The following is a 14203-nucleotide window of genomic DNA, read 5'->3' as shown; positions in this document are numbered from 1 at the left end:
GGGGGTGCCGGTCAGGCGGCGGTGAGGCGGCGGCGCTCGGCCGCGATGGCCCTTCTGCGGTCCGGGCCGTCGAGGATGACCTTGTCGGTCATCTCGGTCAGCCGGGAGGCGACGCGGTCGCCAATGTGGGCGCGGAGGTCGGCCATGCCGAGGTTGGTGGTCACCAGGGTCGGAAGCATCTGCGTGTAGCGGCGGTCGATCAGCCGCATCGTGATCTCCTCGGTCCACTCACTCGCCTTGGCGGCACCGAGGTCGTCGATGATCAGCAGCGGGCAGCGGGCCAGGTCCTGCAGTTCGCGTTCGCCGTCGTGGGCGGGCCGCGGCCGCAGCTCGGCGTACAGGTCGGCGGCGGTGGTCGCTTTCCACCGCAGGCGGACACCGGCGGCCAGCAGCGACCGGACGGCGCCGTACGCCTGGTGGGTCTTGCCGGTGCCGGTGGTGCCGACGATCAGCAGCGATCGCCCCTGGGCGATGCCCGGAGCTCCGTCCGGGCCGCGGCGTCCGGCGGCGGCGACTTCGTCCACCCAGGCGGTGACGGCCGGGTGGTCGGCGACGGCGTCCTGGTAGCGGGCCGGGATGCGTGCCTGGGCCGCCTCCAGGGCGGGGCTGGGCTCGGCCTCGTCGGCAACCGGTGTCCTCGGGTCGATGCCCCGGGCCTTGAGGATGCCGGTCAGACGGCGGGCGAGACCGCCGACGGGCTGGGCGTCGTGGTCGCGCATCACAGCTCCTCGGCGTAGGCGGCGGCAGGGTCGGCGGGGTTGGCCCAGGCCCGGTGACCGCGCACGGTAGGCCCGGATTCCGGCCGCACAAAGCTCCCGGGCTGAGCGGTGGCGTTCATCGCCTCGTGCACCAGACTCGCCAGGGTGCTCGGATGCAGACCCTTCGCCCGGTGGCGGGCCAGCCCGGCGCGGATGTGCTCGGGCGCGATGCCCTCCTTCAGCAGCTTGGAGACCTCGCGCCCCAGGTGCCCGAGCACACCCTGCGGTGGGCGGTGGGCGCAGGAGGCGGCGTACTCGCCGATGAGCTGCTGGGTGGAGGCGGAGCCGGGTGCGGGGGCGCTTGCGGCCCCCGAAGGGGAAGATCCTAGATCCACGTTCCTAGGTCCTAGATCCGGACCATGAGGGCTCACGGAGGGCTCACTGCTTCCTCCGTGAGGACTCACTGAGTACTCAGTGAGTGTCTCCTGACCTGCGGTTTCGCGGTCCGCGGAAGGCTCACGGTCTGCTCCATGAGGACTCACTGAACCCTCACTGAGTCCTCCATGAGCCTTCGGTGAGGACTCACGGAGGGCTCCCGGAGTCTGCGTCGCATCCGGCGCGGCGGGGTCCTCGGAGTCGTGGACCGGGCAACCGGGGTGGCGGATGCCGCTGGGCCGGTTGATCCGCTGGTGCTGGGCGAAGGTGACGATGTGCAGGTACCGCTTGGCATCGGGGCCTTCGTAACGGCAGATCAGTCCAGCGGCGGCGAGTTGGGTCAGGTCGTCCTCGACGTCGACCGGGCCGTGCTCGGGGCGCAGGGACCACAGGAGCCCGGCGATGACGGCGGGCTGGTCCCGGAAGCGGCCTCGGTCGTCGGCCTGGGTCAGCAGTCCGAAGAACGTCCGCTCCGCGTGGACGCTCACCTCGGCGAGCGACTCCGAGGCAAAAGCCTCGGGCTTCAACGTACGGATCCTCGCCATGCTCAGCGCCCCCTTGCAGCGACAGCGTGCTGCTCAACCGCGGGCCTCATCTCCCCCGCGGCCGGCTTCAGGTAGTGCGGCTCGCCCCCGTCCAGTCGTGAAAAGGCGCGCATCACTGTGTAAGTGCCGCGCGCCATGTCGGCGAGCAGCTCGGCGAGATGCTGCTGGCGGATGCCGGCGCAGGGTGCATCGGCGGGCAGGGCCGCGGACGCCCCTCCCCGGGCGTTGTCGGGCATGCGATAATTCCTCGCTCGTAGGTGGGGAGGGACGGCCGCTCTCGTCGAAAAGGTCAGCCGACCCGCCCCAGTTATGAATCCGCGCCCCTTCGGGGGTGGCGTCCCGGCGCTCGGAAGCTGCTACTTCCGGGCGCCGGGCGCGTTTCCCTCCGGCACGCTCGGTGTGGTTGTCGCGCTCCTCGCGGACGTTGCCTCGGCGGCTCTCGCCGAGGGACCAGCAACATATGCGCAGGTCGGTCAACGCTCCAGCCGCTAGAGGGGGTTGCCCCACACCGACGCCAACCCGACACATTCCCGGGCGATCGACGCAGGGTGCGCAGAGCCAGACACCTGCGGCAACAGGGCACAGCCCCTCCCGGCTGCACTGCCTCGGTCGAGACCGCGTGGCGCCGGATCGCTCCACGCGCCCGCCAACGGCAACAGCAGGAGTAACGGCGTGCACCCACCCCGTGAAGTCCACAGGACGGGCGCGACCAACACGAAGCCCGGGGTGCAGACCACTCCGTTTTTCGCTAGGCTGAACCTATTCCGATAGAGCAACAAAGTCAACGCGCCGACATTCCTTCGGTTCAGTGAAAAACGAGGTCCGATGCCTGCCCGCCACTTCGACAGAGGCCGCCTGCGTGCGGTGCGCCGCGCTGCGGAGCTGTCGCAAGGCGACGTCGCAGCTGGCGTCGGCGTGGCCACGTCCTCCGTGGCCGGCTGGGAAGCGGACAGCCCGACCTCGCCGGACCCGGAGAAGCTCCCCGCGCTGGCCAGAGTGCTCGGACGGGACCTGGACGATCTCTTTCCGCGCGCCGGGCTGCCGGACCTGGCCGACCTGCGCTGCGATGCAGGGCTGTACCAGAAAGAGACGAGCGCGATTCTCGGAACCAAGAGCGCTGGGCCCGTCCGGGGTGCCGAACGCGGGGAGCGGCGCCTCAAGGACCGGTACGTCGTGCCGCTCGCTGCCGCTTACGGGGTGAGCGAGGAAGAACTGCTGCGCGCGCAGGAGCGGTCGATCGCCAAGGCACAAGACGCCGAGGAGGAGGCTGCGGGAGAAGACAAGACCGCGGCCGGCGGACCGCCCGGCTCCCTCGCAGAAAAGATCACGTTCCTTTTGGAGCGCTCGTTCCCCGGCCAGCAGAAGCCGCCCTCGGACGCCGAGATCGCCGAAGCGGTGAACGCGCACGCCGAAGCCCACGTCGCCTCGGCAGAGGACGTGCGCACCCTCCGAACCGGTGAGCAGACGAACGCCGCCCCGCTCGTCCTGGAAGGGCTCGCCGCCTTCTTCGGCGTCTCGCCAATGTACTTCCAGCCCGACGACGCGGTGGCACGACAGGTCTACGAGGGATTGCGGCTGCTGTCAGCCTCACGGCGGGGTGCGGTGGGCCGCGTACGCGCCCGCGGCGGCGCTCAGGGCTTGCCGGCCGACGTGATGTCGATCGTCAATGACCTGGTGGATGAGCTGGAGCAGAGAGACTCCGGCTCTCGCTAGGGCGTGTCTGGCGAGTCGGTGACAGCCTGCATCCTGGATCGTTCTCAGCAGTGTGGGCCGGGGTGACTTATCGGATGCGGAGTGGGCTCGTCTAGAGCCGCACCTGCCGAGGAATACCGGGCGGGGTGGACGGTGGAAGTAGTGCCACCGCGAGGTGATCAACGGGGTTCTGTTCCGGCTGCGTACGGGGGTTCCGTGGCGAGACTTGCCGACCCGGTTCGGCAAGTGGCAGACGGTGTATGACCGTCATCGCAGTTGGTCGGCGGACGGTACCTGGGAGACATTTCTGCGGGCCCTTCAGGCTGCCACGGATGCCGAGGGAGGGATCGACTGGTCCATGGTCGGCGTGGACTCGACCGTCTGCCGGGCTCACCAGCATGCCGCCGGCGCCCGGAAACGTGCGCCGCGGGTCCCGGGCAAGCGAACCCGTCCCGCATGGCACCGCCCGGATGAGGCCCTGGGACGCTCCCGGGGCTGCCTGACGATGAAGATCCACCTGGCCAGTGAGGGTGGCCGACGCCCGCTTGCCCTGCTGACTACCCCGGGGCAGTGGGGCGACAGCCCGCAGATGATCTCCGTTCTGGGGCGGCTGCGCGTGCCGAGACCTGCTGGCGGGTGGACGTACGTGCGTACCATCCATGCCAGGAAGCGCGCCCCGGTGTACGCACCGCCGTGCTCCTGGGTGTACGGCACCGCATCGAAGACCGTGGCAGCCTGCGCGGGTTTCCCACACAGCAGCAGGTGCGTGCCTTCGAGGTGGGCGGCGGCGATCAGCGAGGCCGGGTCGGCTGCCGCCTCGGCGTCGGCCCGGAACTCCTGTGCCATCCGCGCGACGGTGTCGGAGTCGCCCTGCCCCATGGCGATCACGCCGCTGGTCCATATCCCTTTGCTGCGGACCGGACCCGATGCCGGGCACCGCTGCAGGGCCCGGTCGAGGTAGTGGCGGCCTTCCCCCAAGTAACCACAGGCGAGCCAGAAGAACCACAGCGCCCCGCCCATCTCCAGCGCGGAGTGTCCGTCCCTTCGGCGAGGCATCCAACACGGCATGCTCGGCTCGCCCGCCTGTGCGGCCTCACCCTCGCTGGGTGACGCAAAACGAGCGGGTCACCCAACACTCCAGAGAGCTTTTGGGCCCCTCAGGCAGCCTTTTCGCCTTGCGGCCGACTCTGTGTTGCCCGGTGGAGATTCGGCAGGGCCATGCGGCAGATGCGGGCCCAGGTGGAGGCGTACTGCTTGAGGAGGGGGCCGGTGGTGTACGGGATGCCGTGGGCGGTGAGGACTTCGCGGACGCGGGGGGCGATTTCGGCGTAGCGGTTGCTGGGCAGGTCCGGGAAGAGATGGTGTTCGATCTGGTGGCTGAGGTTGCCGGTGAGGACGTGGAAGACGGTGCCGCCCTCGATGTTGGCCGAGCCGAGGACCTGTCGCAGGTACCACTGCCCCCGGGTCTCGTTCTCGATCTCTTCCTCGGTGAAGGAGCGGACGCCGTCGGGGAAATGGCCGCAGAAGATGACGGTGTGGGCCCACAGGCTGCGCACGGTGTTGGCGGTGAGGTTGCCGAGCAGGCAGGGCACGGCGGAGGGGCCGGCGAGCAGGGGGAAGAGCAGGTAGTCCTTGGCGGCCTGGCGGGCGCCTTTTCGTACGGTGTTGGCGGTGTCGCGGAGGAAGGCGCGCAGGGGCTTGCGGCGCTGGAGAACGGCGTCGGCTTCCAGGTCGTACAGGGCGGCCATCCACTCGAAGAGCGGCGCGCCCAGGGCCGCGAGAACGGGCTGGAAGAGGTGGAAGGGGTGCCAGGGCTGGTCCTTGCTCATCCGCAGGACGGTGAAGCCGAGGTCGCGGTCGCGGCCGACGACATTGGTCCAGGTGTGGTGGATGTGGTTGTGGGTGTGCTTCCAGGCGTAGGCCGGGGTGGGGTTGTCCCACTCCCAGGTGGTGGAGTGGATCGCCGGGTCACGCATCCAGTCCCACTGGCCGTGCATGATGTTGTGCCCTAGTTCGAGGTTCTCCAGGATCTTGGCGGTGCTGAGGGCGGCCGTACCGGCGAGCCAGGCCGGCGGCAGCAGGGACACCGCCAGCGCGGCACGCCCGGCGATCTCCAGACGGCGGTGGACGGCCACGACGGTGTGAATGTAGCGGGCGTCCTCGGCGCCACGGCGGGCGAGGACATCGGCGCGGATACGGTCGAGCTCACGGCCCAGGGCTTCGGTGTCCGTACCGCGCGATGGCGCACCGGGCGGATCGGGCAGGACCGGCTCGGTCGAAAGGGCTGTGCTCATGGTGGTGGCTCCTCCGGTGAGGCTAGCGGGGTGCTCAGGCCGGTGCGGGCATTCACAGGTCGAGGGCGACGGGGCCGCTGGCGGCCGAGACACAGGTCTGGATCAAGTCGCCGGGCTCGCCGTGTACTTCGCCGGTACGCAGGTCGCGGACCCGCCCGTGCAGCAGCGGGCTGACACAGCTGTAGCAGATGCCCATGCGGCAGCCGCTCGGCATGGCCACCCCGGCGGCCTCCCCGACGTGGAGCAGCGGCGTGCCGGTGCCGGCGGCCGTCTCCACGCCGCTTGCTGCGAAGTGCACGGGTACGCCCGGGGCGGCACTGTCAGTGGTACCGGACGGCAACAGTGGTACGGGGCGGAACCGCTCGGTGTGCAGCCGCTCGGCGAGTCCCTCCTCACCCCAGAGCCGTTCGGCGGACTCCAGCAGCGCGACGGGACCGCAGGCCCAGGTGTCGCGCTCGCGCCAGTCCGGGCAGAGGGCGGGCAGTTGCTCCGGAGCGAGGTGACCGGCCGGGCGGGCGCCGGCGCGGGTGTGGTGCTCGTGCAGCCGGAACCACGGCAAGTCCTCGGCCATCGACCGCAGTTCGGGGCCGAAGACCGTGCGGGCGGGATCGGGAGCGGAATGCACCAGCAGTACGTCGGTGCCCTCCGCGAGGCGGCCGTTGTCGGCCAGGTCGCGCAGCATGGCCATGACCGGAGTGATGCCGATCCCCGCGGTGAACAGCAACAGTCGCCGGGGAGGCGGGTCGGGCAGCTGGAAGTCGCCCTGGGCCGGGCCGAGACGCAGTACCTCCCCGGGGTGGAGGCGGTGGGCCAGGTACCGGGAGACGTGGCCGTCCGGCAGGGCCCTGACGGTGAGGGTGAACGGGTCGCCGGGCCTGCCGGGCGGAGAGGTGAGCGAGTAAGTACGCCAGTGCAGCACCCCGTCGATCCGCACGCCCACGGGAACGTACTGCCCGGCCCGGTGCGCGGGCCGCCAGCCGTGGCCGGGACGGATCACCAAAGTCGTCGCGTCCGCGGTCTCCGACCGTACCTCCTCGACCCGCCCGGCCGGCCACCGCCGCGACAGCAGCGGATCGGCCATCGCCAGGTAGTCGTCCGGGAGCAGGGGCGTGGTCAGCCGCCCCGCCGCTCCCAGCACCAGGCGGACGACCCCCTCGGACAGCGCACTGCGATGCAAGAGACGGGCCATACTCCGGATGTCCTCTCCTCGACGACGAGAGATTCGATCACTGGGCTGCGGCAGCGCGCAGTTACGACGCGCAGAGGCCGTCGCCCACTCTTACGAGATCAGGGGGGATGAGGCAAAGCGGCAGGGCGGTAATCCGTCGTAACGCGCTGCAGCCGGACCATGGCGTGGGACCGCCGTGCTGCGGCGATCGGGCCGCTGTACACCGGGCGGCGCCCCTGTCGGCCGGGCCGCCCGACTGACGGGCCAGCTGGTCCGCGGACGGGGGCACGGTCCGAGCCTTTGACCGGAACCGCTGCACCCGAACGCCCTACCCATGCCGAAGGCTGGGGCAGCCCGCTCAACGATGTGCCGACAACCAGGGCCCGCGCCAGAAGGCCGCGCTGCCTTGCCAAAGAGGCGAAATGAGCTGCTCGTTGCGACTTCGGCTCTACCACGCCGTCAATCATTTGCGGGGCATGTCTTACGAACGCACGCCCTTGGCTCCCGCGGTCAAATGCAGCGGCGAGCCCAGCTCACCGGATGCGGAAGCGACGCGCCTGCCTGTGCAGCGGCTTCGGCACTCGTCATGCGACGGGATCAGCTCCCCCACCACCGAGCGTCAGTACTCACCACTGACGGCGCCAGTCCACCGTCGCGCTTTCGGCGGGGCGAAATTGAGCCGGGGGCGGCGAGACCGGGAGCGGTGCTGATCGCTTGGCTCATACCTCGTCGGAGTGGGCGCCGAAGCCAGCGGTGGTTGTGCTGGTCGCCGGCCAAGGGCGGGCGGGGCCGCCGGGGGTCGCCGTGTCCACGGTGAGATGGAGGCGGGTGTCACCGTCGAGGCCGGGATAGCTGCGCTGTTCCGCTCCGTCGAAGCAGTGGCGGAGCGCCTGCGCGACCGCGCGGGCGGCTTCGGGGGTGTGCGCGATGATCCGAACCTCGGCGTGTCCGACCGACGGCATCGGCTGGGTCTCGATGTACTTATCGACGTACTTCATGGTGTGTGTTCCCTTCGGAGTGGGCGAGAAGCCGGCGAGCATGCGCTGCGGCGCCTCGCCCTCTCCCCCGGCCGGCGGAAGGCTCGTGCTCACCGACCGGTGTCTGTGCGATGAGCTCGACGCCTGGTGTCATTGGCCTGACCGGGAGGTTCGGCAGAGGCAGGGCGTGCTAGCCCATCGGGATCCCGACGGGGGACATGCAAGCCCCGCCCTCGCTTTCCCAGGTGGCTTCCCGGCGTCGGGCATCCCGGATGCCCTGCCCGATGACGGCTTCGTCGGCAAGCAGCACGCCTGCGGTCAGGACGCTGCCCGGGATCGCGGCGGCGGCCATCAACCGGGCAGCGGCCGAGGGCTCGGTCTCGGGCGGGATCACCAGCAGGTCCCAGCGGCCGATGGTGTAGGAGAGCAGGATCAGCTTGTCGGGGTGCTGTTCGGTGAACCAGCCCACGTGCAGCGTGTGCCCGGCCACGGGAACCCTGCGCGGGACGACGGGCCAACGGGTGGGGTTGACGGTGACACGTGTGATGCGGCCCCAGGCTTCGTCGAGCGCGGTGGCGAGCGGCGGAAGCTCGGCTTGGAGGCCGCGCGAGTAGGGCCACCAGGCCCCGTCGAGCTGACCGGCGAGCGTGGTCGTCGGAGTGAGCGACAGGCGCGCCGGGAGCGCTACGGCGACGTCGCGGGGCGAGGCCCGGTCGAGGATGGTGGTCATGGCTGCCGGCCTGCCCCCGGGCGGCCCTGAGGGGCAACCCGGCTTCTTGTGGTCGCCGGAAATGACACCCGCATGGAAGCCGGTGTGCGAAATACTCCCGGTAATTTGACTGTACACCCGTTCAGTGGGCTTTTACCGATGTGACCAGGTATTTTCCGGATGAGTCACAGGACGGGTTTGCTGTGCCGAGCGGCGGGGCGGAGCGACGGGAGTAACGTGAGAAGAGGGCATGTTCGTGCACTTCGGGCGACCGGGCACCTGCATCGGTGCCGACCCTGCGACGAGGTGACGGCCGTCCCCCTCATAGACGGGCGGCATCCATCATGGCTGACTCCGATACTCCCCAGACGCCTCTGCTACTCCTGCCGGACGCGATCCACCAGACGGTGATACCGGGTATCGCGCTGCTGCGGTTGGAGACCACATGCTCCCGGCAGGGAGTCCTGGACGGTGCGTGGTGGCCGCGCACAAGGAACATCGAAACGGAGCTGCCCGAGCTGATCAGTGTGCTGACCGAGCACCTAGGGCCGATCACCCGCGTGGGACTCGACGCATCCGCCTGGGAGAACCTCCCGACCCGCCTGGTCATCGACGACCGTGTCGTACACCTCGACGCCGACCCGGTCGGCGACGACACTGTCCTCATCACCCGCGGCGACAAGGACCACTTCGCCCTGCTGGTGGTCCCTCCGGACGCCACCGCCGACGCCGCCCGTGAAGCGATGGCCCGCGCCGTGCGCGCCGACAACGTCACCCCGGCCGCACAGATCCTCGTCGCCACCCTCCCCGGCCCCGGGACCGAGTAACGGGCCTTCGGCTCAGGGTGCTCTCCCGTCCCGCCGGGGGCTCTCCTCGTCGGGTGGGAGGGGAAGGGTGATGGTGCCGTCGATGATGTCGCGGGACAGGTCGACGATGCGGATCCGGTGATGGCGGGCGTGGGCGCGCAGGCGCTGGAAAGCGGCGGCGGGATCGATGGCGTGGTGGGAGGAGAGATAGCCCTTCGCCTGCTCGATGACCGTGCGGGTATTCAGGGCGCCTTGGAGCTGTGTGCTCAGTGTGCGGTGATGGTCCAGAGCGGTCTGCTGGAGCAGGGAGATCGCGGTGGCATCGGCCAGGGCCCGGGCGAGGTGCTGGTCGGCCTCGGACAGAGGGCCGGTGGCACGGCGGAAGAGGTTCAGCACGCCGATGGTCTCCGCTCTCAGCCGGATCGGGCCGGCATGCACGGAGCGGTAGCCGGCGTGGTGCGCGCGGGCGCTGAAGTCCGGCCAGCGGGAGGAGGCTGCCAGGTCCAAGTGGTTGACGGCGGCGCCGTCGCAGTAGGCGGTGAGGCAGGGGCCCTCGCGGGCGTCGAGTTCGAAGAGTTCTACGAGGCGGACCTGTTCGGAGGTGGTGGCGACCAGGCGCAGCGGGCCGCCGGGGGCGGCCAGCATCACCCCGGCGTCGCCGATGTCCAGGAGATCCATGCAGTGTTCGGCGACGCGGTACAGGAAGTCGGCGGGGTCGAAGTCGGCGACCAGGGTGTCGGCCACGTCGATCAGCGCGGCGGTCACCCGCGTCTCACGGGACGGAGGCGCGGGCCCGTCCGGTGCGGGCGGGCCTGTTGCCGGTAACGGCGGATTGGGCACAGCAGCCTCCGGTTGTCGGTGTCAGCGGCCGGACCGGAAGCGTCATACACGGGGTCTGGGTGGCGACCACCCGGAATACCAGCGCTGTCCTGCGGCCAGACTACGCCCCGGGCGCGGCCCTTTCAGCCTGGCCGAATGCCTGCGCCCGCCTCGCCGCGAGGTGCCTCGCGGTCCGGGATGCCTTGAACCTACGCCTCCACACGGCCATTGCGGTGGGGAGTTGGGCGTACGCTGGGCACTGCTGCCCGCGCATGACGCTGTTGCCCTGCTCGGCTACCCTGACATTGGCTTCCGATCGGGCAGTTCGGCGGTGAGTGCCGGAGACCGGAACCGTACCGATGGACACACGCTGGGCCGCTGGCGGCCTCAACAACTGTGTTCTGAGCTTCCCGTGAGGCCCCCGCGGCCGGAGGCCGCGAGGTTGGCCTACTACCTTGCCCGCCACCACGACGGGCCGGGCTCCGTCGCCGCCGCGTGCCGGGCGGCCCTGCAGGCTCCGTGCTCCGTAGGGCTGACGCTGGCCGCGGATGCCGCGCTGGCCCGCCGGATCTCGCTCTGCTGCGACGGCCCGCTGGCCGACACAGGAGAGACCCTGCAGATCAACCTGGGCGAGGGACCGTGCGTGCAGGCCCTGCAGCAGCATGCCTCAGTACTCGCCGATGACCTGGCCGACCTTGGCACCACGCGGCTCTGGCCCCTCTTCGCCGGCGAAGCCCAGGTCCGGGGAATCCATGCGGCGTTCGCCCTGCCCGCCGCGTCCCACCCCCGCTTCGCAGACCGGGCGGGCATCGTCCTGTCCCTGTACCGCGACCGGTCCGGCCCGCTGTCACCAGCCGACCAGCACACCGCCCGCATCCACCTGGAAGCCGCCCAACTCCTCCTCCAAGCCGCCTGTACCTCCGCGCCCGAGGACGATCCCCCCTTCCTCCACTTCACACCGCCCCAGGCAGTCGTTCACCAGGCAGTCGGTGTGATCATCCAGCGTCACCACCTCTCCGCCGACCACGCGCTCGACCGGCTGCGCGCCCACGCCCACAGCCGTGGCATCGATCTCAGCGACCTCGCCCATGCGGTCGTCCACGAGGGCCTGACCCTCCCCGACTAGGCCCCGCCCGGCGGATCATTGCCTACGGCAGCGAGCCTCGGGCAGTGATCCGCAGCACGCGACTTGGAACAGCGCTTCAGGCCAGGGAGAACTTGGCGACGTACTCGTCTCTTCACAGGGCCACGGAATCGGTGCCCCGTCCTTCACGCCGGCGATTTGAGTGCCGTAGACCTGCTTGCGGCCTTCATTGACCAGCGTGCGGTCGCGCAGGCTCGGCCAGCTCGCGCTGGCTGGCCGAGCCTGCCGACACCGGGTGCTGCATCAGGTGGAGGGCGCGCCGTTGAACGTCGAGCTGCCGGTCGGCGTGCTGGGCGATCAGCCATGCTGCGCGTGCGGCTTCCTCGCCGACCATTTCTGCCGTCGGCCAGCCGTATTCGTCCATGATCTCGCCCAGCCGGTCACCGTGCCGGGCGGTCAGCCGCCGCCAGGCCAGCTGCTCGGCAGGGTCGTCGCTGTTCGCGCGGGCTGCGGACTGGTGATCGGTCGCAGCCATGTCCGTGAGCTCCGCGGCCAGCGCGGCAACGTCGTGCGTCATTTTCAACTCCCGGATCAGATCGGTGCGTTGTGCCCGTTGCCCGCAAGCCTAAAGGCGTAAAACATGCATAAAGATCATTCCGGAGAACGGTGACAGGCACATCCTGGCACGGGGATAACGGATCTACCCCCGAAGCCGGAGCCGGATCGCTATGACAGTCACGGTGCCCGAGAAGGCATAGGCACGCTTGTCGAACCTCGTGGCCACGGCCCGGAAGTGCTTGAGGGCGTTGATCGTCCGCTCAACTACATTCCTTCGCTTGTAGATCGTCTTGTCGAAGCCCGTGGGCCGGCCGCCGCGACTGCCGCGACGCTTTCGGTTGGCCCGCTGGTTGCCCGGTTCGGGAATGGTGTGCTTGATCTGCCGTCGGTGCAGGTAGCGGCGGTTACGGCGCGAGGAGTACGCCTTGTCACCGCCGAGATGATCCGGCCGGGTAGGGGGACGCCCGCCGCCGAGGCGGCCAACGCGGATACGTTCCATGACGGGGATGAGCTGCGGGGCATCGCCCCACTGGCCCGGAGTGATCAGCAAGGACAGCGGACGGCGCCCGCCCTCTCCGGCGAGATGAATCTTGCAGGTGAGACCTCCCGGGTATCGCCCGAGCCCCTCGTCGGGACGGTGCTGCCGGGGCGTGCGTCTTTCCCGGCACCCGCGGGGGTCTCCCGCGAGCGCCGCCGGCGTGCTGGTGGGCCCGGCGGGAGGTGGAGTCCACACTCACCATGGGCCAGTCGATACGGCCTTCCGCGTCAGCGTCGGCCAGGGCGGCCGCGAAGACCGTGTCCCACGTATGTCCCACGTGCCGTCCGCCGATCAGCGTCTGTGTCGCTCATGCACGGTCTTCCACTTGCCGATACGTGCGGGCAGATCCCGCCACGGCGCCCCGGTGCGCTGCCGGGAGAGGACCCCGTTGATCACCTTGCGATGGCTCGCCCAACGCCCGTCCCGCTGGCGGTCTTCGGCAGGTGCGGACGCAGCCGCTCCCATTCGTTGTCTGTGACATCTCCCCGCCCCATGAACATGCAAAAGACTCGAATCCGAGGCAGTCACATGATCCGTCGGACACGTCTAGCGCTTCGTTAGGTTCTGGCCTTGGTCAGGGGGCGTCCGCAGGTGGTGCAGGTTCCGGCCCAGCACCGCAGGAGGTCCTGCAGGGCGTCGAGGACTTGGTAGAGGGTGAGGCCGGTGTGCGGGCTTTTGGGTCAAGACGCCGGAGGGTGAGGAATGCCTGGGCGGCGGTGACCAGGGTGACGTGGTGGTGCCAGCCACGCCAGGTGCGGCCCTCGAAGTGGTCCAGGCCCAGGCCGTGCTTGAGCTCGCGGTAGTCGTGCTCGATGCGCCAGCGCATCTTGGCCCACCGCACCAATTCCTTTATCGGGGTGGTGGGAGGCAGGTTGGAGATCCAGTAGCCGGTTGGTTCCGGGGCGTCCTCGGGCCATTCGACCAGCAGCGTCCGCGCGGGCAGCACCCCGTCCCAGCGGTTGCGGCCGCCGCCTTGCTCTTGGGCGACGCGGCTGGCCTCCTTGCCCGACGGACGCACCTGAAGCACGGCAAACCTTGAGGTCAGCTCTCCTTTGCTGCCCTGGCGCCAGGCCACCTCGGAGAAGGTGGTGGCCTCCCCTAACAGGTCGGGCAGGGGCCGGGCTGCGATAGCGCGGCAGGGTCGGCGGCCCCAGCCCGCCATAGGCCGGCCAAGACGGCTCCGCCGCGGCCGGCCGGGCGACCTCCTTGGGTCGACCGCCACCACATGGGACCAGCCGCGCCGTTCCAGGGCGAGGCGGAAGGAGACACTGCGGCCGTAACCAGCATCAGTCACGATCACCGGCACGGCCGGCAGCCAGGTCGCCAACCTGTCCAGCAGGCCCAAGGCCAGCTGTGACTTGGTCACGTGGCCGCCCTCGCCGGGCACCCCCGCCGACCGGCGGCGCCGGGCATCCTCCACCCACTCCTGGGGCAGGAACAGCTCCCACTCCAGCGGGCAGGAGGCGCTGTCGGTGGCCGCGTGCACGCTGACGGCGACCTGGCAGTTGGCCCGCTTGCCCAAGGCCCCGCAGTACGGCCGGGCCGCCCCCACCGAGGCCGTGCCGCACTTGGGAAAAGACACATCATCGATCACCCACACCTCGGGCCGTACCACCTCGCACAATCGCTCGGCGATCCGCCGCCGCACCGGTGTCCACTCCCACGGCGACTGGTTCACGAACTGCTGCAGAGCCTGCATGTTCCCATCCGGCAACCGCTCGGCCATCGGCTGGATCGACCTACGCCGGCCGTCGAGCATCAAGCCCCGCAGATAGCACTCACCCCACCGCCGCTGATCCCGCCGCGGCAGCGAACCGAACACCTCGGCAACGAATCCGGACAACTCACCCCGGAGCCGTTCCACCTCCCCGAGCCTCATA

12 protein-coding genes and 3 pseudogenes are annotated in these 14203 nt (G+C 70.0%); 4 read left to right on the top strand and 11 right to left on the bottom strand.

Annotated elements, in window-relative coordinates; genetic code table 11:
• Positions 1-11: 11 nt before the first annotated feature.
• Genes C3486_RS00145 through C3486_RS00135 form a run of 3 tightly spaced genes read right to left on the bottom strand, consistent with a single transcriptional unit; the run spans position 12 to position 1914 of the window.
• On the bottom strand, positions 12-719 hold the full coding sequence (locus C3486_RS00145) for an ATP-binding protein (protein WP_030611594.1): 708 nt from the start codon (positions 717-719) through the stop codon (positions 12-14).
• Positions 719-1678: a hypothetical protein gene (locus C3486_RS00140; protein ID WP_030611591.1), complete on the bottom strand. Its 960-nt coding sequence runs from the start codon at positions 1676-1678 to the stop codon at positions 719-721. Before C3486_RS00140 ends, C3486_RS00145 begins: the two co-directional genes overlap by 1 nt.
• Before the next feature lie 2 nt (positions 1679-1680).
• Positions 1681-1914 carry a hypothetical protein gene (locus tag C3486_RS00135; protein ID WP_030611588.1) on the bottom strand — a complete coding sequence of 78 codons (234 nt, stop codon included), beginning with the start codon at positions 1912-1914 and terminating at the stop codon, positions 1681-1683.
• A gap of 589 nt (positions 1915-2503) precedes the next feature.
• Here C3486_RS00135 and C3486_RS00130 point away from each other — a divergent pair.
• A complete protein-coding gene (locus C3486_RS00130) occupies positions 2504-3391 on the top strand; it encodes a helix-turn-helix transcriptional regulator (RefSeq protein ID WP_030611585.1) in 888 nt (295 codons plus the stop codon).
• 52 nt (positions 3392-3443) lie between these two features.
• Positions 3444-4031, top strand: a pseudogene (locus tag C3486_RS00125) (IS5 family transposase); the annotation flags it as partial.
• Between the two features lie 496 nt (positions 4032-4527).
• Here the strand turns inward: C3486_RS00125 and C3486_RS00120 are convergent.
• From C3486_RS00120 to C3486_RS00105, 4 genes are all read right to left on the bottom strand, one after another.
• A complete protein-coding gene (locus tag C3486_RS00120) occupies positions 4528-5664 on the bottom strand; it encodes an acyl-CoA desaturase (RefSeq protein ID WP_078888421.1) in 1137 nt (378 codons plus the stop codon).
• Positions 5665-5716: 52 nt separating this feature from the next.
• Positions 5717-6745, bottom strand: coding sequence for a ferredoxin reductase (locus tag C3486_RS00115; RefSeq protein WP_258052514.1), 1029 nt, complete (start codon positions 6743-6745; stop codon positions 5717-5719).
• Between the two features lie 806 nt (positions 6746-7551).
• Complete coding sequence (locus C3486_RS00110; RefSeq protein WP_374936821.1) at positions 7552-7923, bottom strand: hypothetical protein; 372 nt, start codon at positions 7921-7923, stop codon at positions 7552-7554.
• 76 nt (positions 7924-7999) lie between these two features.
• The gene (locus C3486_RS00105) at positions 8000-8539 is read right to left on the bottom strand and encodes a DUF5994 family protein (RefSeq protein ID WP_030611570.1); all 540 of its coding nucleotides are present in this window, start codon (positions 8537-8539) and stop codon (positions 8000-8002) included.
• Positions 8540-8862: 323 nt separating this feature from the next.
• On the opposite strand from C3486_RS00105, the gene C3486_RS00100 reads away from it, so the two are divergent.
• Positions 8863-9345, top strand: a complete 483-nt coding sequence (locus C3486_RS00100) for a DUF5994 family protein (protein ID WP_030611567.1) — start codon at positions 8863-8865, stop codon at positions 9343-9345.
• Between the two features lie 12 nt (positions 9346-9357).
• Here the strand turns inward: C3486_RS00100 and C3486_RS00095 are convergent, their stop codons facing one another.
• Positions 9358-10089 carry a GAF and ANTAR domain-containing protein gene (locus C3486_RS00095; RefSeq protein WP_037771722.1) on the bottom strand — a complete coding sequence of 244 codons (732 nt, stop codon included), beginning with the start codon at positions 10087-10089 and terminating at the stop codon, positions 9358-9360.
• 496 nt (positions 10090-10585) lie between these two features.
• Between C3486_RS00095 and C3486_RS00090 the strand changes: the two genes are divergently transcribed.
• Positions 10586-11269: an ANTAR domain-containing protein gene (locus C3486_RS00090; protein ID WP_030611563.1), complete on the top strand. Its 684-nt coding sequence runs from the start codon at positions 10586-10588 to the stop codon at positions 11267-11269.
• A gap of 108 nt (positions 11270-11377) precedes the next feature.
• On the opposite strand, the pseudogene C3486_RS00085 reads toward C3486_RS00090, so the two are convergent.
• The 3 genes and pseudogenes from C3486_RS00085 to C3486_RS00075 all read right to left on the bottom strand — a co-directional run.
• A pseudogene (locus tag C3486_RS00085) lies at positions 11378-11804 on the bottom strand (DUF6624 domain-containing protein); the annotation flags it as partial.
• Positions 11805-11927: 123 nt separating this feature from the next.
• A pseudogene (locus C3486_RS00080) lies at positions 11928-12817 on the bottom strand (IS5 family transposase).
• An 80-nt stretch (positions 12818-12897) separates the two neighbouring features.
• The gene (locus C3486_RS00075) at positions 12898-14202 is read right to left on the bottom strand and encodes an IS701 family transposase (protein ID WP_103830415.1); all 1305 of its coding nucleotides are present in this window, start codon (positions 14200-14202) and stop codon (positions 12898-12900) included.
• Position 14203 lies beyond the last annotated feature (1 nt).

Origin of the sequence: Streptomyces sp. Ru73 (assembly GCF_002920575.1) — a bacterium.
Lineage (GTDB): Bacteria > Actinomycetota > Actinomycetes > Streptomycetales > Streptomycetaceae > Streptomyces.
The sequence above is the reverse complement of the archived record's forward strand: the minus strand, read 5'-3'. Positions and strand labels throughout refer to the sequence as shown.

Excerpts from the sequence above, each read along its gene's own strand:
- C3486_RS00145 (WP_030611594.1), bottom strand. The coding sequence starts at position 719 with ATGCGCGACCACGACGCCCAGCCCGTCGGCGGTCTCGCCCGCCGTCTG.
- C3486_RS00140 (WP_030611591.1), bottom strand. The coding sequence starts at position 1,678 with ATGGCGAGGATCCGTACGTTGAAGCCCGAGGCTTTTGCCTCGGAGTCG.
- C3486_RS00135 (WP_030611588.1), bottom strand. The coding sequence starts at position 1,914 with ATGCCCGACAACGCCCGGGGAGGGGCGTCCGCGGCCCTGCCCGCCGAT.
- C3486_RS00130 (WP_030611585.1), top strand. The coding sequence starts at position 2,504 with ATGCCTGCCCGCCACTTCGACAGAGGCCGCCTGCGTGCGGTGCGCCGC.
- C3486_RS00120 (WP_078888421.1), bottom strand. The coding sequence starts at position 5,664 with ATGAGCACAGCCCTTTCGACCGAGCCGGTCCTGCCCGATCCGCCCGGT.
- C3486_RS00115 (WP_258052514.1), bottom strand. The coding sequence starts at position 6,745 with ATGGCCGATCCGCTGCTGTCGCGGCGGTGGCCGGCCGGGCGGGTCGAG.
- C3486_RS00105 (WP_030611570.1), bottom strand. The coding sequence starts at position 8,539 with ATGACCACCATCCTCGACCGGGCCTCGCCCCGCGACGTCGCCGTAGCG.
- C3486_RS00100 (WP_030611567.1), top strand. The coding sequence starts at position 8,863 with ATGGCTGACTCCGATACTCCCCAGACGCCTCTGCTACTCCTGCCGGAC.
- C3486_RS00075 (WP_103830415.1), bottom strand. The coding sequence starts at position 14,202 with ATGAGGCTCGGGGAGGTGGAACGGCTCCGGGGTGAGTTGTCCGGATTC.